Annotated in this window: 18 protein-coding genes and 2 pseudogenes; 6 read left to right on the plus strand and 14 right to left on the minus strand. The window is 70.8% G+C overall.

The genetic code is table 11. The annotated features are described in order from the left end of the window. Positions 1-103: 103 nt before the first annotated feature. From ACZ4Z1_RS08335 to ACZ4Z1_RS08345, 3 genes are all read right to left on the minus strand, one after another. Positions 104-1,201 (minus strand): WD40/YVTN/BNR-like repeat-containing protein, encoded by a 1,098-nt coding sequence (locus ACZ4Z1_RS08335; protein WP_468485780.1) that lies wholly within the window; start codon positions 1,199-1,201, stop codon positions 104-106. Between the two features lie 268 nt (positions 1,202-1,469). Next, entirely contained in the window at positions 1,470-1,739 is a 270-nt protein-coding gene (locus ACZ4Z1_RS08340; protein ID WP_468485781.1) for a GlsB/YeaQ/YmgE family stress response membrane protein, read from the minus strand. A gap of 129 nt (positions 1,740-1,868) precedes the next feature. Continuing rightward, positions 1,869-2,381, minus strand: a complete 513-nt coding sequence (locus ACZ4Z1_RS08345; protein WP_468485782.1) for a VOC family protein — start codon at positions 2,379-2,381, stop codon at positions 1,869-1,871. A gap of 402 nt (positions 2,382-2,783) precedes the next feature. Between ACZ4Z1_RS08345 and ACZ4Z1_RS08350 the strand changes: the two genes are divergently transcribed. Beyond that, the gene (locus tag ACZ4Z1_RS08350; RefSeq protein ID WP_468485783.1) at positions 2,784-3,884 is read left to right on the plus strand and encodes an NADH:flavin oxidoreductase/NADH oxidase; all 1,101 of its coding nucleotides are present in this window, start codon (positions 2,784-2,786) and stop codon (positions 3,882-3,884) included. A 205-nt stretch (positions 3,885-4,089) separates the two neighbouring features. Further along, positions 4,090-5,544 carry a glyceraldehyde-3-phosphate dehydrogenase gene (locus ACZ4Z1_RS08355; protein ID WP_468485784.1) on the plus strand — a complete coding sequence of 485 codons (1,455 nt, stop codon included), beginning with the start codon at positions 4,090-4,092 and terminating at the stop codon, positions 5,542-5,544. Positions 5,545-5,666: 122 nt separating this feature from the next. Here ACZ4Z1_RS08355 and ACZ4Z1_RS08360 read toward each other — a convergent pair whose 3' ends face one another. Together ACZ4Z1_RS08360 and ACZ4Z1_RS08365 are read right to left on the minus strand one after the other, a co-directional pair. Beyond that, positions 5,667-5,825 (minus strand): hypothetical protein, encoded by a 159-nt coding sequence (locus ACZ4Z1_RS08360; protein WP_468485785.1) that lies wholly within the window; start codon positions 5,823-5,825, stop codon positions 5,667-5,669. Between the two features lie 98 nt (positions 5,826-5,923). After that, on the minus strand, positions 5,924-6,100 hold the full coding sequence (locus ACZ4Z1_RS08365; protein WP_468485786.1) for a hypothetical protein: 177 nt from the start codon (positions 6,098-6,100) through the stop codon (positions 5,924-5,926). Positions 6,101-6,613: 513 nt separating this feature from the next. Between ACZ4Z1_RS08365 and ACZ4Z1_RS08370 the strand changes: the two genes are divergently transcribed. The 3 genes from ACZ4Z1_RS08370 (at position 6,614) to ACZ4Z1_RS08380 (ending at position 8,969) form a co-directional block, all read left to right on the plus strand. Beyond that, positions 6,614-7,705, plus strand: a complete 1,092-nt coding sequence (locus tag ACZ4Z1_RS08370) for a glutamate--cysteine ligase 2 (RefSeq protein WP_468485787.1) — start codon at positions 6,614-6,616, stop codon at positions 7,703-7,705. 147 nt (positions 7,706-7,852) lie between these two features. Further along, positions 7,853-8,695 carry an SDR family NAD(P)-dependent oxidoreductase gene (locus ACZ4Z1_RS08375; RefSeq protein ID WP_468485788.1) on the plus strand — a complete coding sequence of 281 codons (843 nt, stop codon included), beginning with the start codon at positions 7,853-7,855 and terminating at the stop codon, positions 8,693-8,695. A 61-nt stretch (positions 8,696-8,756) separates the two neighbouring features. Then, the gene (locus ACZ4Z1_RS08380) at positions 8,757-8,969 is read left to right on the plus strand and encodes a chemotaxis protein CheB (RefSeq protein ID WP_468485789.1); all 213 of its coding nucleotides are present in this window, start codon (positions 8,757-8,759) and stop codon (positions 8,967-8,969) included. A 67-nt stretch (positions 8,970-9,036) separates the two neighbouring features. On the opposite strand, the gene ACZ4Z1_RS08385 is transcribed toward ACZ4Z1_RS08380, so the two are convergent. From ACZ4Z1_RS08385 to ACZ4Z1_RS08425, 9 genes and pseudogenes are all read right to left on the minus strand, one after another. After that, positions 9,037-9,276 carry a chaplin gene (locus tag ACZ4Z1_RS08385; protein ID WP_361147609.1) on the minus strand — a complete coding sequence of 80 codons (240 nt, stop codon included), beginning with the start codon at positions 9,274-9,276 and terminating at the stop codon, positions 9,037-9,039. Between the two features lie 352 nt (positions 9,277-9,628). After that, positions 9,629-11,479: pseudogene (locus tag ACZ4Z1_RS08390) on the minus strand (glycosyl hydrolase); the annotation flags it as partial. 207 nt (positions 11,480-11,686) lie between these two features. Beyond that, positions 11,687-12,139: pseudogene (locus tag ACZ4Z1_RS08395) on the minus strand (discoidin domain-containing protein); the annotation flags it as partial. 44 nt (positions 12,140-12,183) lie between these two features. Further along, positions 12,184-13,752: a glycoside hydrolase family 13 protein gene (locus ACZ4Z1_RS08400; RefSeq protein WP_468485790.1), complete on the minus strand. Its 1,569-nt coding sequence runs from the start codon at positions 13,750-13,752 to the stop codon at positions 12,184-12,186. Between the two features lie 58 nt (positions 13,753-13,810). Continuing rightward, positions 13,811-14,692, minus strand: coding sequence for a carbohydrate ABC transporter permease (locus tag ACZ4Z1_RS08405; protein WP_468485791.1), 882 nt, complete (start codon positions 14,690-14,692; stop codon positions 13,811-13,813). After that, positions 14,692-15,642 (minus strand): carbohydrate ABC transporter permease, encoded by a 951-nt coding sequence (locus ACZ4Z1_RS08410; RefSeq protein ID WP_468485792.1) that lies wholly within the window; start codon positions 15,640-15,642, stop codon positions 14,692-14,694. The genes ACZ4Z1_RS08405 and ACZ4Z1_RS08410 overlap by 1 nt, the downstream gene beginning before the upstream one ends. Beyond that, complete coding sequence (locus ACZ4Z1_RS08415) at positions 15,642-17,015, minus strand: ABC transporter substrate-binding protein (protein WP_468485793.1); 1,374 nt, start codon at positions 17,013-17,015, stop codon at positions 15,642-15,644. Before ACZ4Z1_RS08415 ends, ACZ4Z1_RS08410 begins: the two co-directional genes overlap by 1 nt. Before the next feature lie 139 nt (positions 17,016-17,154). Further along, on the minus strand, positions 17,155-18,165 hold the full coding sequence (locus tag ACZ4Z1_RS08420; protein ID WP_468485794.1) for a LacI family DNA-binding transcriptional regulator: 1,011 nt from the start codon (positions 18,163-18,165) through the stop codon (positions 17,155-17,157). 159 nt (positions 18,166-18,324) lie between these two features. Beyond that, a complete protein-coding gene (locus tag ACZ4Z1_RS08425) occupies positions 18,325-18,741 on the minus strand; it encodes a cysteine/serine endopeptidase inhibitor (protein WP_468485795.1) in 417 nt (138 codons plus the stop codon). A 391-nt stretch (positions 18,742-19,132) separates the two neighbouring features. On the opposite strand from ACZ4Z1_RS08425, the gene ACZ4Z1_RS08430 reads away from it, so the two are divergent. Next, positions 19,133-19,375 carry a hypothetical protein gene (locus ACZ4Z1_RS08430; protein ID WP_468485796.1) on the plus strand — a complete coding sequence of 81 codons (243 nt, stop codon included), beginning with the start codon at positions 19,133-19,135 and terminating at the stop codon, positions 19,373-19,375. Positions 19,376-19,405: the final 30 nt, after the last annotated feature.

Consider the following 19,405-nt stretch of genomic DNA (forward strand, 5'->3'; position numbering starts at 1 on the left):
CCGCCCTCGCCCCTGGCCGTTCACCTGACGCGCACTCAGCAGGCGCTCCCGCTCGCCACACCCCCGCTCCTCCCGGCCCCGCCTCCCGGCCCCGCCTCCCGGCTCACCCGACCGCGGCTGCCCGTACGCACAGCACGTCCGGCAGGTGGGAGGCGAGCTGCTGCCAGCTGTCGCCGTCGTCCGCGCTGGCGAAGACCTCACCGTTACGGTTGCCGAAGTAGACCCCCGCGGGGTCGGTGTCGTCGACGCAGAGTGCGTCCCTGAGCACCGTGCCGTAGTGGTCCTCCCGGGGGAGGCCGTCGCTGAGCGCCTCCCAGCTCGCGCCGGCGTCCTCGGTGCGGTACACCCGGCACCGGTGCTCCGCCGGGACACGGTCCATGTCCGCGGTGATGGGGAAGACGTACGCCACGTCCGCCCGGCGCGGGTGGGCCGCTGCCGCGAACCCGAAGTCGGACGGCAGGCCGCCGCCGATGTCGGTCCACCGCGCGCCCGCGTCGTCGCTGCGGTAGACACCCCAGTGGTTCTGCAGATAGAGCCGGTCCCGGTCCACGGAATCCTGCGCGATCTTGTGGACGCACTGCCCGAACTCCGGATCCGGGTCCGGCAGGAACACGGCCTTCACGCCGCTGTTCGACGGGGCCCAGCTCCGGCCGCCGTCCTTCGTGCGGAACACACCGGCCGCGGACACCGCGACCGTCACCGCGTCCGCGTCCCGCGGGTCCGTGATCACCGTGTGCACCGCCAGGCCGCCCCCGCCGGGCACCCACCGCTCACGGGTCGGGTGGTCCCACAGGGAGCGTACGAGCTCGAACGTCTCGCCCCCGTCCGCCGACCGGAACAGCCCGCCGGGCTCCGTGCCCGCATACACCACGTCGGGGGCGGCCGGTCCGGCCGGGTGGATCTGCCACACCCGCTCCAGTGAAGTCCCCGTGTCCGGTGGGTACTTGACGGGCGGCCGGGGCGGCTCCCGCCAGGTCTCGCCGAGGTCGTCGGAGTGGAAGACCGAGGGGCCCCAGTGCGCGCTGTCCGCGCCGGCCAGCACCCGGGGCGTCGGACGGCGGGTGTCGATGCCGATCGAATACACCGCCTGGGCGGCGAAATGCGGCCCGCTCAGCTCCCAGTCACCGCGCCGCCGCCGGCCGATGAAGAGCCCTTTGCGCGTGCCCACCGCGAGTAGTACATCTGCCTTGCCGGATGCCATGTCGAACACCTCCGGGACGCCGTTGTCTCAGGTACCGCTCAGTCTGCACCCGACCACTGACAACGGCCCTCCGGCACGGAATTCCCGCAGGTCGGAACGTATGTGCCCGCCATCGCGCCCGGCGGGAGGAGGCGCCCCGGCCACCGGCCCGAGCGCGCGGGAGCCGACGCAGGAAGGCGCGGAGAGACGCAGAAAGTCGCAGAAAGGCGCAGGAAAAAAGACCGGTCCCCCGTCGCCGGGGGACCGGTCTCTTCTGTGTCTTGCCGCGTCAGTGCCGTTGGTTGCGGCCGATGGTCATGCGGTAGATCGCCAGGACGATCACCGAGCCGATGATGGCCGCGATCCACGTCGAGAGGTGGAAGAAGCCGTTGATCGACTCCACCCCGAAGATCACCTTGCCGAGCCAGCCGCCCAGCAGACCACCGACGATGCCGATCAGCATGGTGACGAGGCATCCACCCGGGTCCTTACCCGGCATCAGCGCCTTCGCGATCGCACCTGCCAGCAACCCGATCAGGATCCACGCGATGATTCCCACGGCAGCTCACCTCGTTCACAAATAAGATCAAAACGCTTCGACTCTGGTGTTTCCCACTTTTGCGGATCGAAACACTGCAAGCGCATCGGTCCTCTGTGCGGCGCCTGCGCCCGGCCCTCGCCGTGGCTCTCAGGGCCGCCACCGGCGCCGGCGCGTCGTCCGCTCGTACGGCTGAGGGTCGGGGTAGGTCAGCAGTTCCAGCGTGCTGCCCCAGGGTGTGCGCAGATACGCGAACCGGTTGCGCGCCCCCTCCTCCGGGCCGGGCAGCGGCTGCGGCGGCCCGAGGGGTTCGGCGCCCGCCTCCTCGGCCTGTGCCACCGCGGCGTCCAGGTCGTCCACGTAGCAGGCCACGTGCTGCCACCCCAGGTCGCAGGGGATCGCGGGTGCCTGCTGCCGCGGCCCGGTGAACTCGAACAACTCGATCCCGGGCCCGTTCGGCAGGGCCAGCATGCGCATGGCCGCCTGCGCGGTGCCCGGCGGCACCCCGAGGCGCCGCTCGACGCCCTCGCCTCCGTTGGGGCCGTCCTCGCGCGGCAGCGTGTCGTACAGCACGTCCGCGTCCAGCGCCGCGACGAAGAAGGCGGTCGCCGCGTCGATGTCGGGAACCGTGACGCCAATGTGGTCGATGCCGCGCGTGGCCATGAGTGCGTCCTCCTCGGGGTGCCGCGGTGCGGGACGTGACGGGGGCGCTCTGCGGGTGCCCCGGGGGCGCCAAAAATCGCTCGTACGGGAAGTGCCGGGGCCCCTATCGTGAGCCAGTCGGTCCAGGGCGCTGCTCCGGGCCGAGCGGCCGGTCGCGGCGGTACGGGGGTACGTCGCGAGCCGGCGGTGCAGCGGCGTGGAACGACGTGCGGGGCCGGACCCACCAGGGGCCGGCCCCGTTCGCGTACACCGACGAGGGATTGCCCGTGCCGCCGGGCCGAACCCCGGCCCCCGGACCCCTGGCCTCAAGTACGAGAACCTTCGTAGTTTGACAGGCCCCGTACTACGAGAGCTATCGTACGAAGCGTCAAAGAGAAGCACCACCGAACGCGGGAGTCCGTCGTGAGCGCACTGTTCGAGCCCCTCACCCTCCGGTCGCTGACCATTCCCAACCGCATATGGATGGCTCCCATGTGCATGTACTCGGCGGCACCGGACGGTCCTGAGCAGGGCGCGCCCAACGACTGGCACTTCCAGCACCTGGCCTCGCGGGCCGTCGGCGGCACGGGGCTGATCATCACCGAGGCGACGGCGGTCAGCCCGGAGGGGCGCATCAGTCCGTACGACCTGGGACTGTGGAACGACACGCAGACCGCCGCCTTCCGGCGCATCACCGACTTCCTGAAGGCGCACGAATCCGTCCCGGGCATCCAGATCGCCCACGCGGGGCGCAAGGCGTCGACCGAGCGCACCTGGGTGGACCGCGGTGCCCCGCTCGCCCCGGGCGAGGGGCACGGATGGCAGCCGGTGGGCCCGAGCCCGCTGGCGTTCGACGAGGCGTCCACCGTTCCGGAGGAGCTGTCCGCCGAGCAGATCGAGGAGATCGTCGGGCAGTTCGCCGCGACCGCGCGGCGCGCGCTGGAGGCCGGCTTCCAGGTGGCGGAGATCCACGGTGCGCACGGCTACCTGATCGGCGAGTTCCTCTCACCGTTCACCAACCGGCGCACGGACGCGTACGGCGGCTCGTACGAGAACCGCACCCGGTTCGCGCTGGAGGTCGTGGACGCGGTGCGGGCCGTGTGGCCGGAGGAGCTGCCGCTGTTCTTCCGGATCTCGGCGACGGACTGGCTGTCGGAGAACGCGGACGACGAGCGTGAGGGCTGGACCGCCGACGACACCGTGCGTTTCGCCGCCGACCTGAAGGCGCACGGGGTGGACCTGCTGGACACCTCCACCGGCGGCAACGCGCCCGGTGTGAAGATCCCGGTGGGCCCCGACTATCAGGTGCCCTTCGCCGAGCGGGTCAAGAAGGAGACCGGACTGCCGGTCGGCGCCGTCGGCCTGATCACCGAGGCCCAGCAGGCCGAGAAGATCATCGTGGACGGCCGGGCGGACGCCGCCCTCATCGGCCGCGAGCTGCTGCGCGACCCGTACTTCGCCCGTAACGCGGCCCGCGAGCTCGGTGCCGACGTCCACGTCCCGAACCCGTACCACCGCTCCTGAACCGCCAGGGCGCGCCGTGCCGGACATCATCCGGCACGGCGTGTCCGCGTGCGGTGTCCGTCGCGGGGAGGCTGCGCGACGGAATCGGCTTGTCATGGACGCGTCATAGATGTGCCCATGGATATGGCCCTGCCCGGGACCCCGTGCACAACGAAAGAGCGGTGGGGTTAGCATCTGAGCACCGCCTAGCTCGAAAGATGGACCTGTGACTGTCAACGAGGACTCGTTCACAAACTGGAAGAACCGCGAGGAGATCGCGGAGTCGATGATCCCGATCATCGGGAAGCTGCACCGGGAGCGGGACGTCACGGTCCTGCTCCACAGCCGCTCCCTGGTGAACAAGTCGGTGGTCAGCATCCTGAAGACACACCGCTTCGCGCGCCAGATAGCCGGCGAGGAGCTCTCGATCACCGAGACGTTCCCGTTCCTGCAGGCTCTCACCGCCCTCGACCTCGGTCCTTCCCAGATCGACATCGGCCGGCTCGCCGAGACGTACAAGGCCGACGACCGCGGTCTGACGGTGGAGGCGTTCACGGCCGAGGCCGTCGCGGGCGCCACGGGTGCCGACAAGATCGAGCGCCGTCAGGGACGCGACGTCGTCCTCTACGGTTTCGGCCGCATCGGCCGCCTCGTCGCCCGCCTGCTGATCGAGAAGGCCGGCTCCGGCAACGGTCTGCGGCTGCGCGCCGTCGTCGTCCGCGGCGGCGGAGGGCGGGCCGACGAGGACCTGGTCAAGCGCGCCTCGCTGCTGCGGCGCGACTCCATCCACGGCCAGTTCCAGGGCACGATCACCGTCGACGAGGCGAACAGCACCATCGTCGCCAACGGCAACGAGATCAAGGTCATCTACGCCGACGACCCCACCGAGGTCGACTACACGGCGTACGGCATCAAGGACGCCATCCTCATCGACAACACGGGCAAGTGGCGCGACCGCGAGGGGCTGTCGAAGCACCTGCGCCCCGGCATCGACAAGGTCGTCCTGACCGCGCCGGGCAAGGGCGACGTCCCGAACATCGTGCACGGCGTCAACCACGACACGGTCAAGCCGGACGAGCGGATCCTGTCCTGCGCGTCCTGCACCACCAACGCCATCGTCCCGCCGCTGAAGGCGATGGACGACGAGTACGGGGTGCTGCGCGGCCACGTCGAGACCGTCCACTCGTTCACCAACGACCAGAACCTGCTGGACAATTACCACAAAGCCGACCGTCGCGGCCGCTCGGCGCCGCTCAACATGGTCATCACCGAGACCGGTGCCGCCTCCGCCGTCGCCAAGGCGCTGCCCGACCTCAAGGCGAAGATCACCGGCAGCTCGATCCGGGTCCCGGTCCCGGACGTCTCGATCGCGATCCTCAACCTCCAGCTCGCGCGCGAGACCAGCCGCGAGGAGGTCCTCGACCACCTCCGCGACGTGTCGCTGACCTCGCCGCTCCGGCGCCAGATCGACTTCACCAGCGCGCCCGATGCGGTCTCCAACGACTTCATCGGCTCGCGCCACGCCTCGATCGTCGACGCCGGCGCCACCAAGGTCGAGGGCGACAACGCGATCCTCTACCTCTGGTACGACAACGAGTTCGGCTACTCCTGCCAGGTCATCCGCGTCGTCCAGCACGTCTCCGGGGTGGAGTACCCGACCTACCCGGCTCCGGTGGTCTGATCCCGCCGGGACCGCCCGAGACGGTGACCGGACGACCCGGCCACCCGGCTGTACGGCGGCAGCGGGACGGCAGTCGGCCCTGAAGAGGGTTCAGGCTGCCGTCCCGCTGCCGTCTCCGGCAGCTACCGCCGGCCGTCACCGTACCGGCGGTGCGACTCGCCGGTCTCCTGATCGTCGCGAGCGGCCATGGACCGTGTGCGCCGTACGCCGGCCTCTATGACGAAGAGCACGAGCCCGCCGATGAGCACCGAGGCGAGCAGCAACACCACCACATATTCCACATACATCTCCTACCCGGCGCCCACGGTGCTGCAACGAGCTTCCGTGGTGTGCGCCGCCGGGCCCCGGCCCCCCGCGCCCGGGCCATGCCCCACCGCCGTCATGTCGGCACGTGAAAGCTGTACGCATGGCCGCAGGCGTCGCAGGCGAAGCGGCCGTTCAGTCCGTCGTTGGCCGTCTGGCAGCGCGGGCACGGAGCGGTGGTGAAGTACTCCGGCCACCGCCCGGCCGCCTCCTCGGTGCCCGCGCCGCCCGGCCCCGTATCACCCTCTGTCATCCGGACGCTCCACAGTTGCACGACCATCCGCCGTCCGGTCCCTGAATGACCTGAGCACCACACCGGCTGCAATACATGACAGCTCCTCAACCCGCACCACAGCACCCCGCGCCCAGACCGAGTACACCTATCTCAACATCGCCACGCCGTTATTCGGAGAATGTCCGGAAACAGCGTGGCGTACCGGATACGGGACACCGCACGGTCCCCTGGAGCACGTCGCGGCGCCGACTGCCCCACCAGGAGCCCCACGACGGAACCAGCTTCCCGACCGGCAGGCTGCTTTCGGCCACGCCCCGGACGGCGCCGGCGAACTGCCCGGTCACGACCCGCGTACGCCGCCGTTCGGATACGCCGACTCCCGCGTACGCCGTGGCCCAGCCGGCCCCGGCCGTAGGCTGACCGGCGCCGGGACACCGGCCGGTCCCCCCGTGCCCGGGACGCCACCGGGCGTGAGCGGCCGGAGCCGGGGTACGCGAGCGGCATTGCGGAGGCGGAGAAAGGGTGGACGACGTGCGCAGTGTGGGTGTGGAGGAGGAGCTTCTGCTGGTGGACGCGCGGACCGGGGAGCCGCGGGCCGTGTCGGCGGCGGTCCTCGCGGCGGCTTCCCGTGACCCGCTGGGCAACGAGGACGTCTTCGAGAGCGAGCTGCACCGGCAGCAGGTGGAGTTCGCCACCCGGCCGCAGACGGACATGGCCGACCTGGCCAAGGAGATCCGGCGGTGGCGGGCGGAGGCGGCGCGCCACGCCGAGGGCGTACAGGCCTCGGTGGCCGCGCTGGCCACCTCGCCGCTGGAGGTGAGTCCGACCATCGGCAGCGGCGAGCGCCACCAGTGGCTCGCGGAACACTTCGGGCTCACCGCCCAGGAACAGCTGACGTGCGGCTGCCACATCCACGTCTCCGTGGACTCCGACGAAGAGGGCGTCGCCGTACTGGACCGGATGCGGCCCTGGCTGTCCGTCCTCCTGGCGATGAGCGCGAACTCGCCGTTCTGGCAGGGCGAGGACAGCCGGTACAGCAGCTACCGCAGCCGGGTGTGGGGCCGCTGGCCGTCGGCCGGGCCCGTCGAGGTGTTCGGCACGGCCGACCGTTACCACGAGCAGGTCGCCGACATGACGGCCAGCGGCGTGCTGAAGGACGAGGGCATGGTCTACTTCGACGCGCGCCTGTCCCGCTCGTACCCCACCGTCGAGACCCGGGTCGCCGACGTGTGCCTGGACCCGTCCACCACCGTGCTGCTGGCCACCTTGATCCGCGGCCTGGTGGAGACAGCCGTACGCCAGTGGCACGACGGTGTCCCGCCCACCCGCCACACCGTCGCGCTGCTGCGCCTGGCGGCGTGGCGGGCCGCCCGGTCGGGGCTGGAGGGCGAGCTCATCCACCCCGTCACGATGCGTCCGGCCCCGGCCGAGGCCGTGATAAGGGCCCTGTTCGACCACGTACGTGACGCCCTGGAGGACAGCGGCGACCTCATGCACGCGCAGGAGGCGCTGGCCGCCCTGCTGAAGACCGGCAACGGGGCCCGCGTGCAACGGGAGTTGCTGCGCAGCACGGGCAGCCTGCGGGGCGTGGTCACCGAGTGCGTACGCCGCACGCTCGACTGACACGGGCCGGCGCGAGCCGCACGCACCGCGCCATTTTCACCGTAGCCGAGCGGAGGCCGGAGCACATCGGCCCGGCGGCCGATGCCCTGCGGCCCCGCGGTCCCTAGCGTGTGGCACTGACGCGGCCAGGCCGCGATCGGAGGGGACATGGACGACCTGAGGAACAGGACCGCCGTGGTCACCGGTGCCGCGAGCGGCATCGGCCGGGGAATGGCCGAGGCATTCGCCGACGAGGGCATGCGGGTGGTGCTGAGCGATGTGGAGGAGGCGGCGCTCCACACCACGGCGGCGGAGATGCGGGACGGCGGCGCCGACGTGCACGCCGTCGTCACCGACGTGGCGAAGGCGGAGGACGTCACCGCGCTCGCCGAATCCGCCCTGCGGACGTACGGCGCCGTACACGTGCTGTGCAACAACGCGGGTGTCTACACGGGCAGTAAGCCGAGCTGGGAGAGCACCCTCGACGACTGGGCGTGGGTCCTCGGCGTGAACCTGATGGGCGTCGTGCACGGCATCCGCACCTTCCTGCCCGTCATGATCGAGCAGAACGAGGACGCGCACATCGTCAACACCGCGTCGATGGCCGGCCTGCTGCCGGGCGGCTCGCTGTACGGGGCGACGAAGACCGCCGTCGTCTCCCTGTCGGAGACGGTGCACCTCGAACTCGTCGAGGCCGGCAGCAAACCCCGGATATCCGTGCTGTGCCCCGGGCTGGTCGACACGAACATCTACCATTCCCAGCGCAACCGGCCGGCCCGCTTCTCCGACGCAGGACCGGTTCCGGGCAACTGGTCGGTCGACGCGGCCCGGCAGGCGTTCAAGGATTTCGGGGTCCGCCCGCGTGTCATCGGCGACGAGGTGGTGCGGGCAGTTCGCGAGGAGCGCTTCTACGTCCTGACCCACCCGGAATACCGGGACCACATCAAGCACCGGACACAGCGGATACTCGACGGGGAGAACCCGACGGTGCTGTCCCCGCCCGGGAAGTGAGCGGGGCCCGGGCGTGGGGCGAGGCAGCCGCCCCACGTGTGGCCGTCCGCCGGATGTCCGGGTGGGGCCGACGCTGGTCGTACACCACTTGAGTCCGCGCCACCGCACGCTGCTCGACACGATCGTCCAGCGGCGTACGCGGGTGCCGGTCGCGCCGACCCGGGACGGCGAGCGGGCCGTGGCCGGACGGGTCCACCCGGCCCCTCCCGACCGGCATCTGCTCATCGGGCGAGGCGCCCGCCCGGCACAAAGGAAAAGTGCGGGACGGCCGTGAAGCCGTCCCGCACCGGGTGACGCACGCCGTTCCGCCCGGGGGCGGGTGACGCGTCAGCCCGTCAACATCAGTCGTTGACGCAGGTGTTGCCGAAGGTCGGGTTGAGCAGCCCGACGATGTTGATGCTGTTGCCGCAGACGTTGACCGGTACGTGGACCGGGACCTGCACGGTGTTGCCGGAGACGACGCCCGGCGAGTTCAGCGCCGCGCCCTGAGCCCCGGAGTCGGCAGTCGCGAGGCTCGCGCCGCCCAGGATGATGGCGCAGGTTCCTGCGGCGGCAACGGCAGTCTTGATGGCACGCGACATGGAATGTTGCTCCTCGTACATCGAGAAAAAAAGGACAGGCGGCCTGGCGGGGACAGACGGTGCCCGCCGCCACGGCTGGTGGGCCGCCGCACTCCAATCAACCCGATGCGGCGCTGTTTGTCGCGAGGAACGGAAGGTGTTCACTCTATTTAGGGTGAATCGAATCAGCGTATTAATTCGCCAGGTCAGGGCCTGGTTCGCAGTTTCCGCCGGGGCCCGCGGCACGACCCGGGCGGAACGGCCGGGACGGGCGGCCGGCGCTCGGCCGGCCGCCCGGAATGGCAGGCCACGCCTGCTCGCCACACATCAGCGTCACCGGAGCTGCGGCGGGCCCGGACCGGGGAGGGGGCTCTCAGGTCACGTTGATCGTGAAGGTGGAGGTGGTGTTGCGGATGTTCTCCGCGTTGTCGCGGAGGGTCAGGCCGCGGAAGGTCGCCTGGCCGACGGCCGGGCCCGGGCCCTGTTCGTTGGCCCAGATTCCGTAGCCGGACTTGTGGCTGTACTCGTCGCCGCTCTTCTTCGCGCCGGAGATGGTCACGTCGCTCAGCTCCGTGTCCTGGACCGGGTTCTGCGGCTGCTGGCCGACGTAGTTCGTCTGGAACATGATGCCGTGGTACGTCGGGTCGGTGATCCGGGCGCCCTTCACCCGGATCGCGCGGAAGGGCTTCGACGCGGAGTAGAGCCAGATGCCGGGGAAGGTCTGGCCGTTCCAGAAGTGGCCGCCCGCGCGCTCGATGCCGAGGTTCTCGAACGTGGTCTGTCCGGGGCCGAAGCCGTTCATCGGGATGTTGAAGTCGAGCGAGGAGACGGTCACGCCGGAGTAGACCAGGGTGTCCGTGACGCGGATGTTGCGGAAGGTGTTGAGCTGGCCGCCGTAGACCGCCAGTCCTGCGGCGCGCCAGGTGAGCTTGGAGGTGAGGTTCTCGTAGACGTTGCCGGTCTGCTCACCGCCGCCCGCGTCGAGCGCGGAGAACAGCGCGAAGGAGTCGTCGCCGGTGGCCCGGGCCTCGTTGTTGGTCACCAGGTTGTCGCTGGAGCCGTTGGTCATGTTCAGGCCGTCGGCGAAGGTGTTGCGGATGCGGTTGTTCTTGAGCGTCATCCGGTCGGTGCCGGCGCCCCAGTAGAGGCAGACCATGTGCTCGGCCCAGATGTTGTCGATGGTGATGCCGGAGATGTTCTGGAAGTCGAAGACCTTGCCGGGCCCGTCGATGCGTGAGGTGTAGTTGCCGAAGTAGGCGAAGCCGGCGAACGTCGAGCCGCCGGCGCCGTCGGCGGCACGGAAACCCACGTCGGTGTTCTGCTGGCCGGCCGGGGCGTGGAAGCGGGTGAACCACGGGCCGGCGCCGATCACTTTGACCGGCTTGAGGTAGACCTGGAACTTGCTCGACGTCTCGTAGTCGCCCGGCGGCAGATAGACGCCCTTGATCTTGCCGGTGGTGTCCATCCGGGCCCGGTCCAGCGCGTTCTGTACGTCCTGGTGACCGAAGCCGGTGGGTTGGACGAATGCCTGGGGGTCCGGGTTCGGCGCTGCGGAGACGTTTTCGACGTCGATGAAGTCGATGGCGTACGAGGAGGTGTTGTCGGCGTCCTTCTGGAGCCGGATCCTGCTGCCCGCCGGGACGGTGCGGCCGAGGTCGAGGTGCGCCTCGTCGTAGATGTGCCGGGCCGGTCCGGCGCCCGGGTCGTTGACCGGGGCCGCCTCGGGGCCGTACAGCCAGGCGTACTTGGAGGTCAGGTCGAAGGGCTTGGCCTTCTGGCCGTCCACGTAGACGTTCAGTTTCGCCCGGGTTCCGCCGCCGCCCGGTGCGTCCGGGATGGAGAAGCGCGTGACGAGGGTGTTGGTCGTGACCGGGGTGGTGAACTCGACGTACTGTCCGGTCTGCTTGAGGGTGACGGCCTTGCGGCCCGACGCCTCGCCCGCCAGGTCGCCGATCTTGCGGTTGGGGCCGACCACCTGCGCGCCGCCGCCGGTGGTGCCGGATTCCGCTTCGATGGTGGTGTACGGCATGGTGGCGCCGGTGGCGGCCTTGGTGCGCGGGGCACGGGACGCGGGCTTTTCGCGCGGCACGGCGAAGGCGGCGTGCGGGGAGCCCTTGCCCGCCGCCACGGTGCGGGTGGCCGTACGGCTGTCGGGGGATTGGTTGCCTGCCGCGTCCCGGGCCCGCACGGTGTAGGCGGTCTTGTGCGTCGTGCCGCCCGGTGCCGTGGTGTCCTGCCAGTGCGTCGCCGTCGCGGGCAGCCCGGTGCGGAGCCGGCCGTCGGCGTAGATGTCGTATCCGGAGGCGCCCGGGGTGTGGTCCCAGCTCAGTGTGGCGCCGTTCAGGCGTACGTGGTCCGGGGACCGAGGGGGAGTGGTGTCGCCCGTTGCCGCGCCGTATACGGACAGTTCGCCGAGCCGGTGTGCGCCGACGACGCGGACGTGGCGCAGCGGGGTGCCGTCCAGGGGCAGGGTGACCTTGCCCTTGCGGGCCCGGGTGTCGGACAGGTCGACGAAGTCGCGGCCGTTGACGGAGCCCTGGAGCCGGACCTGCTGGGCCTCGCCGGGCAACTCGATCTCGACCCGGTCCAGGCGGCGGGTCGCGCCGAGGTCGGCCTGTATCCAGTGGGCGGTGCTGCCCTTCGCGTACGAGGCGGGGTCGCCGTCGTGCGCGCGAGCGGCACCTTGTCCGCTGAGGTGGGCGGGGAGGGGAGCGGCGTCGGCCCCGACCACGCCGTTGCCCGGCGTACTGCCCGGTACGGTCGCGGCGGAGGCCGTCTGCCAGCTGGAGACGAGCAGCCCGGCGCCGAGCAGGGCGGCCAGCGCGGGTCGCCAGGCTCTGCCGCGCGGAGTGGTGTGCCTCGGGGTGTGATGTGTGGTGCCCATGATGTTCCCTTCTGTGGGGAGAGGGGGCGGCGGCCGTGCTCGGGTCAGGTCCGGAGCCAGACCGCTGTGTCCTGCGGCAGCGCGCCCTCGGGTGTCAAGGGGCCGCTGGCCAGCAGAAGTTCGGAGTGCTCGGGGAGCTGTACGTCCGGTGTGCCGAGGTTGACCACGCACAGGACGGTGCCGCCGCCGTCCGGCGCCGTCCGTGCGAAGGACAGCGCGTGCGGCGTGTCCGTGGGCAGCCAGCGCAGCGGGCCCGCGTTCCGGAAGGAGCGGCGCACCCGGAGCGCGGTGCGGTACAGCGTGAGCATCGAGTCCGGGTCGGCTGCCTGCCGTTCGACCGCGTGACGCGCCCAGCCCGCCGGGCGCGGCAGCCAGCTCGGACCGTCGCCGTCGGCGCTCCAGGGCAGCGGGACCCGGCAGCCGTCCCGGCCCGGGTCCACGCCGCCGGAACGGGCGTACATCGGGTCCTGGATCAGCTCTCGCGGGATCTCCGCCTCCGGCAGGCCCAGTTCCTCGCCCTGGTAGAGGTAGACGGAGCCGGGCAGGGCCAGGGTGAGCAGCGCGGCGGCGCGGGCTCTGCGGGTGCCCAGGGTGAGATCGGTGGGGGCCCCGAACCGCTTGCGTCCGAAGGCGAAACCGGTGTCTTCGGGCCGTCCGTAGCGAGTGACCGTACGGGTCACGTCGTGGTTGGCCAGCACCCAGGTGGCGGGGGCACCGACGGGGGCGTGCGCGGCCAGCGTGAGGTCGATGGAGGCCCGTAGCCCGGCCGCGTCCCAGGGGCGGGCCATGAAGTCGAAGTTGAAGGCGGTGTGCAGTTCGTCGGGGCGCAGGTAGCGGGCGAAGTGCTTCCCGTCCGGCAGCCAGATCTCGCCGATCAGCACGGCGCCGTACTCCTCGGCCAGCCGCCGCCAGGAGCGGTAGATGCCGTGCAGCTCCGGCCGGTCGTGGAAGGGGTGCGGGCCGCCGTCGCGGGGCATGTCGGGCAGCCCCTCGGCCTTGGCGAGCAGCGCGGCGGAGTCGATCCGTACGCCCGCGGCGCCGCGCTCGAACCAGAACCGCAGCACGTCCTCGTGCTCCTGGCGCACCGCCGGGTGGCTCCAGTTCAGGTCCGGCTGCTCGGGGCTGAACAGGTGCAGGTACCACTGGCCGTGCTCCGTACGTGACCAGGGGACGCCGCCGAACTCGCCCACCCAGTCGTTCGGCGGATCAGGGGACGGCGGCCGGAAGTGGAACAGGTCCTGCTCCGGCGATCCCGGCCCGGCGGTGAGCGCCGCCCTGAACCACGGGTGCTGGTCCGAGACGTGGTTCGGCACGATGTCCACGATGGTGCGCAGCCCCAGCTCGCCCGCCTCGGCCAGCAGCCTCTCCGCCTCGGCGAGGGTGCCGAAGGCCGGGTCGACGGTGCGGTAATCGGCGACGTCGTAGCCGCCGTCGGCGAGGGGCGAGAGGTACCAGGGGGTGAACCACAGGGCGTCCACGCCGAGGTCCGCCAGGTACGGCAGCCGGGCGCGGACCCCGGCCAGATCACCGGTGCCGTCGCCGTTGCCGTCGGCGAAGGAGCGGACGTACACCTGGTAGACGGCGGCGTCGCGCCACCAGTCCGTGCGGGACAAAGGAGAGGTCCTTTCGTACGGGGCGTCCTGGGCGTCCGGCGGGCGTTCGAAGGGGGCGTCAGCCCTTGAGGCCGCCCGCGCCGAGACCGGCGACGATCTGCCGCTGGAAGACCAGGAACAGCGCGATCAGCGGCAGCGAGGCCAGCACCAGGCCCGCCACCAGGCTGTTGAGCGGGGTGTCCTGGGCGACCCGCTGGAGGAAGACGCTGAGGGGCTGCTTCGCCGGGTCCGGCAGGACCAGCAGCGGCCAGAGGAAGTCCTTCCACGCGGCGACGACCGACAGGATCGACACCACGGCGAGGATCGGCCGGGACAGCGGCAGCACGATCCGCCACATGGTGCTCAACGGGCCGGCGCCGTCGATCCGGGCGGCGTCCAGCAGCTCGTCCGGGACGCGGTCGAAGAAGTTCTTCAGTACGTAGATGGTGAAGGCGTTGGCGGCGGCGGGCAGCCACACCGCGCTCGGGCTGTCGATCAGGTTCCTGTTGAACAAGGGGACATCGATGACCGTCAGGTAGAGGGGCACGAGCAGCGCGGTGGCGGGCATCATCAAGGTGACCAGCATCAGCCCCAGCACCGCGTTCCCGAAGCGGGGCCGCAGCTTGGACAGCGCGTACGCCGCCGGTACCTGCACCGCGAGCTGGATCAGCCAGGCGCCGCCCGCCAGCAGCACCGTGTTGAGGAAGTAGCGGGTCAGATCCATCTCGCGCCAGGCGCGGGCGTAGTTCTCCGGGTGCCAGTCGGCGGGGACGTAGGCGGGCGGGTTCTGTGCCAGTTCGGCGGGGGACTTCATCGCGCCCGTCACGGCCCAGTACAGCGGCACGAGGAACGCGACGGTGAACAGCGCCAGCGCCACGGCCAGCACCGACCAGTAGACCAGCTTCCCTTTACGGGTGCGCAGCACGGCGGGGCGGATCAGCGTGCGGGCCGAGGCGGCCATCAGTCCTCCTTGGCGCCGCGCGTCACGCGCAGGTAGAGGGCGGAGAACGCGGCGAGGACGAGGAGCAGCAGCAGGCTGAGCGCGCTCGCGGTGCCGAAGTCGTTGTAGACGAAGGCGTAGCGGTAGACGAGGAACATCACGGTGACCGTGGAGTCGTCGGGGCCGCCGCCGGTCATCACGTACGGCTCGGTGAACACCTGCATCGTCGCGATGATCTGGAGCAGCAGGAGGACCAGCAGCACGAACCGCGTCTGCGGGATCGTGACGTGCCGCAGCCGCTGCCACAGGTTCGCGCCGTCCAGCTCCGCCGCCTCGTACAGCTCGCCCGGGACGGTCTGGAGCGCCGCGAGGTAGATGAGTGTGGCGGTGCCCATGTTGGCCCAGGTGGAGACGATCACCAGGGAGACCAGTGAGGTGGCGGAGGAGTCGAGCCAGGCGGAGGTCGGCAGGTGCAGGGTGCGCAGGACCTCGTTGAGCAGTCCCGGGCCCGGATCGTAGAACCACTTCCACATCAGTGCCACGACCACCGGCGGCAGCATGACCGGCAGATGGACCAGGACGCGGAAATAGGCGCGGGCGTGCCGGAACTCGTTGAGCAGCACCGCGGTCAGGAATGGCACGAAGAAGCCCAGCACCAGCGCGTACGCGGTGAACAGCGCGGTGTTGCGCCACGCGGTGGCCAGCAGGGGATCGTTGAACAGCTTCGCGAAGTTGGCCAGGCCCGCCCAGGTGCTGCCGGTGGCGAAGTCGACGTGCTGGAAGGCCAGGACCACATTGCGGATGATCGGCCACCACGAGAACAGCGCGAAGATCATCAGGGCGGCGCACAGGAACCCGTACGCGGTCAGGTGCTCGCGTACCGAGCGGCGCAGGCGGGCGGCGCGCCGCTCCCGCTCCGCGGCCGCCGGCGACGGGGACAACGGTTTTTCCAGCAGGGGTGCGGTGGCCATCAGAGCGCGCTGTAGATCTGGTCGACCTTCTTCTCGGCGGTGGCGAGAAGCGCGTCGATGCCGGCGTCCTCGTCGGTGAGGACCGCCTGCATGGCGTTGTCGAGCGCGGCGTAGACCTGCTGTGCCTCCGGGGGCTCGATCACCCCCGGGACGCGGGGGGCCGCGTCCATGAACGACTGGTAGTTGCCGACGGGTACGTTGGCGTGCTCGCGTTTGGCCTTCTCCACCCGGTCGCGGACGGCGCCCTTCCAGGTGTCGGGGGTGGGCGGCATGGGCAGTCCGATGGGCAGCTTGGCGTCCAGGTTGTCCTGGATGTTCTGTTCAACGATGTCCGGGTCGAGGAACTTCCACTGGAGCCACTTGATCCCGGCCGCGGTCTTCTCCGGCGCGGCCTTGGGGTTGATCATGTAGCCCTCGCCGCCGATCAGGGTCGACCTGGCGTCGGGCACGGGCGCGAGGCCGTAGTCCTGGTATCGGCCGCCGAACTGCTTGGCGATGACGGTGATGTTGTCGGCCGCGGCGATGTACATCCCGAGCTTGCCGCTGCCCATCATCCGCTGCACGTCCTCGGCCTGGAGCAGCTGTCTGCTGCCCATCGAGCCGTCCTTCCAGCGCATGTCGTGCAGGTCCTGGAGGGTGGCCCTGCCTTCCGGCGAGTTGAACGCGGCCTTCCACCTGCCGCCCTGCTCGGTGGCGATCCGGCCGCCGCGGGAGTACAGCTCGGCGGTGAAGTGCCAGCCGCCCTGGTTGTTCTTGGAGAAGTCGGCGTACCCGGCGGTGTTGTCGCCGAGCGCGGCGATGCGCTTCGCCGCGGCACGTACCTCCGCCCACGTCCGCGGCGGCTGGTCCGGGTCCAGACCGGCCTTCTTGAACAGCGCGCGGTTGTAGAGCAGGCCCATCGAGTAGTTGGCGGTCGGCAGGCCGTACTGGCGGCCCCGCTCGTCCTGGAACACCTTCATCAGCGCGTCCTGGATGTCGGCGCGGTGCGGCATGTTCTTGACGTGGCCGGTGAGGTCGGCCGCCTGGTTCCTGGCGATCAGGCCGCGGGCGTCGGTGAAGTAGACGTAGAAGACGTCCTCCAGCTTGCCGCCCGCCAGCTTGGCGTTGAAGGTCTTCGGGTCCATGAAGCCCTCGTGCGGGACGATGTCGATGCCGGGGTTGGCCTTCTCGAACTGCGTCACGTGCTTGTCGAAGAGCGCGCGCTCGAAAGGCTGCGTGGTGGGCGGCTGTCCGTTGACGGTGAGCCGTACCTTCCCGCCCGGCGCACTGTCGGCCTCGTCGCTGGTGCTGGTGCCGCAGGCGGCGAGCGCGGTCAGGGACACGACGGTGGCGCAGGCGAGCGTGCGCCGGCGTCTTCTCGTGGTGGATGCCATCGGTGGACCCCTCTGAGCGTGAGCGAGGCGGCGAGCGATGGCGCACACTCAAGCACCGGGGACAGGGGAGCGCAATATCGCGTCCGGAACCTGCAAAAGAGTGACAGCGTGGAGCCGGCTGGTGCGCGGACCCCTTGGGCTACCTTGCGGCGACGGGCCCCGTCGAGCCCCGTACGACCAGCTCCGGCTCGAACAGGATCTCGTCACGGACCACTTCCCGGCCGTCGATCTGCGCCGTCAGCAGCTGGACCGCGGCACGGCCCATGGCGTCGATCGGCTGCCGTACGGTCGACAGCGGCGGCTCCGTGACGGTCATCAGCGGCGAGTCGTCGTACCCCACCACCGACACGTCCCGCGGCACCCGCAGCCCCCGCCGGCGCGCGGCCCGCACCGCGCCCAGCGCGATGATGTCGCTGGCACAGATGATGCCGGTCACCCCGGCGGCCAGCAGGCGGGAGGCGGCCGCGTGGCCGCCCTCCATCGAGTACATCCCGCGCACCACGTACTCCTGAGGCAGCTCCGCGCCCGCGGCCCGTGCCACCGCCTGCCCGGCGGCCAGCTTGCGCCGTGAGGGCACGTGGCCGGACGGGCCGAGCGCCAGACCGATCCGCTCGTGCCCGAGCGAGGTGAGGTGGCGCCAGGCCTGCTCCACCGCGACCGCGTCGTCGGTGGAGACGCAGGGGAAGTCGAGCCCCGGGATCGGCGCGTTGACCAGCACCACCGGCAGGTTCCTGGCGTGCAGCAGCCGGTAGTGGTCGTGCGGCGCGTCCGCCTGGGCGTACAGCCCGCCCGCGAACACCACACCGGAGACCTGCTGCTGGAGCAGGAGGTCCACGTAGTCCGTCTCCTGGATGCCGCCCGGCGTCTGGGTGCAGAGGACGGGCGTCAGTCCCCGCTGGGCGAGCGCGCCGCCGACGACCTCGGCGAAGGCTGGGAAGATCGGGTTCGACAGCTCCGGCAGCACCAGCCCGATGAGCTTGCCGCGCTCCCCGCGCAGTTGGGTCGGCCGCTCGTAACCGAGCACGTCCAGTGCCGTGAGCACCGCCTGCCGGGTGTTTTCCGAGACGCCCGGCTTGCCGTTCAGGACCCGGCTGACGGTCGCCTCGGAGACGCCCACCTTCTTCGCCACCTGCGCAAGTCGTCGCGTCATATCCGCAACACTAGCGCAAGCTCTGCAAGCCGTTTGCGTTGCCGCCGGAAGCCGGAGCGGGTCCGACGACGGGCGCAGCGGCGCGAGAGCGCCGGGGGCCGTCGGACCCGCTCCGCCGCGGCCGGCGCCGTCGTCTCAGAACGGCCGGCCGCGGCCGGTTCAGCGGACGAACTTCCAGCTGACGTTGGGCACCATGTCGGTGCCCGGCGGTACCAGCTTGCGGAAGGCCGCCTGACTGAGGTCTATGTGTGTCGGTGCGCAGGAGGGGCACTTGTCCCTGACCGGCACGGTGATGGTCCGGCCGTTGTAGCTGACCTGCACCTTGACGCCCGAACAGAGCGGGTCGTTGTTCGGGTTGGGCGAGGTCCAGTAGGAGGCGGAGACGGCGACCAGGTCCTGGGAGGTGGCGTCGATATGGGTGCCGCAGGCGCCGTAGCCCCTGTCGTTGTAGTAGGTCATCTTGCCGTTCATGGTCTGGCCGATCGGCACGGCGTGGGCCGTTCCGGTGCCGACGGCGAGGCCGGTGGCGGCCATCACGCCGCAGACCGTGGCTCTCCAGCGTCTGGATGTGCGCATGATTTTCTCCTCATCGGAGTGCGTCCGGGTTCCGGGTCGGTTCCGGGGGGTTTCTCGGGCAGCAGCCGTTGCCGGGCAGCGGGGCGCGCGGCGTCGGGCAACGGCGGGGAGTCGCCGGCGCGTTGTCGTCGGCGGCGCGCGCCCGGTTCACGGGCGCGGCGTCTTCCCGGGGCGACAGCCCACGGAGCACTCCCGAGCACATGAGTGTCATGGACCGCGGCCGCCTCACAACCCCCAATGGGGGTAGATGTCCTGAAGTCGCGGATATGCGCGGCGGGTTTGGCCCGGAACGGACGGTACGCGTCCGGACGTCGGCCGGTACCTCGCGCGGTGGAGGCCGATCGTCCGTGCGGATGGCCTCCCGTCGTCGTGCTCCGGCCACGAGGGAGCCATGACGGCCTCGGGCAGCACGCATGGACGACGAAGAGACAGCCGTGCCGACCGAGCGGAACCGCCGCGCCGCCACCGCCTGTGGCGGCCGTGGTTCATCGCCGGCGGCCTGGCTTTCGCCGCCGCCACCCTGCGGTACGTCCGCCGGCCGGATGCCCGCAGCGGTGTGCGGCTGCACGGTGCTGTGGAGGCACTGGGCGCGTTGCTCCTGTCGTTGCCGTCGATGATCACCGGGACCGGCTGACGGGCCTTCGTGCTCTCTCCCCGGGTTTTG

The sequence above is a fragment of the Streptomyces sp. NPDC030165 genome (assembly GCF_055573595.1).

Coding starts and splice junctions, on each gene's coding strand:
- ACZ4Z1_RS08335 (WP_468485780.1), bottom strand. CDS start 1,201: ATGGCATCCGGCAAGGCAGATGTACTACTCGCGGTGGGCACGCGCAAA.
- ACZ4Z1_RS08345 (WP_468485782.1), bottom strand. CDS start 2,381: ATGGCCACGCGCGGCATCGACCACATTGGCGTCACGGTTCCCGACATC.
- ACZ4Z1_RS08365 (WP_468485786.1), bottom strand. CDS start 6,100: ATGACAGAGGGTGATACGGGGCCGGGCGGCGCGGGCACCGAGGAGGCG.
- ACZ4Z1_RS08375 (WP_468485788.1), top strand. CDS start 7,853: ATGGACGACCTGAGGAACAGGACCGCCGTGGTCACCGGTGCCGCGAGC.
- ACZ4Z1_RS08385 (WP_361147609.1), bottom strand. CDS start 9,276: ATGTCGCGTGCCATCAAGACTGCCGTTGCCGCCGCAGGAACCTGCGCC.
- ACZ4Z1_RS08405 (WP_468485791.1), bottom strand. CDS start 14,692: ATGGCCGCCTCGGCCCGCACGCTGATCCGCCCCGCCGTGCTGCGCACC.
- ACZ4Z1_RS08410 (WP_468485792.1), bottom strand. CDS start 15,642: ATGGCCACCGCACCCCTGCTGGAAAAACCGTTGTCCCCGTCGCCGGCG.
- ACZ4Z1_RS08415 (WP_468485793.1), bottom strand. CDS start 17,015: ATGGCATCCACCACGAGAAGACGCCGGCGCACGCTCGCCTGCGCCACC.
- ACZ4Z1_RS08420 (WP_468485794.1), bottom strand. CDS start 18,165: ATGACGCGACGACTTGCGCAGGTGGCGAAGAAGGTGGGCGTCTCCGAG.
- ACZ4Z1_RS08425 (WP_468485795.1), bottom strand. CDS start 18,741: ATGCGCACATCCAGACGCTGGAGAGCCACGGTCTGCGGCGTGATGGCC.
- ACZ4Z1_RS08430 (WP_468485796.1), top strand. CDS start 19,133: ATGACGGCCTCGGGCAGCACGCATGGACGACGAAGAGACAGCCGTGCC.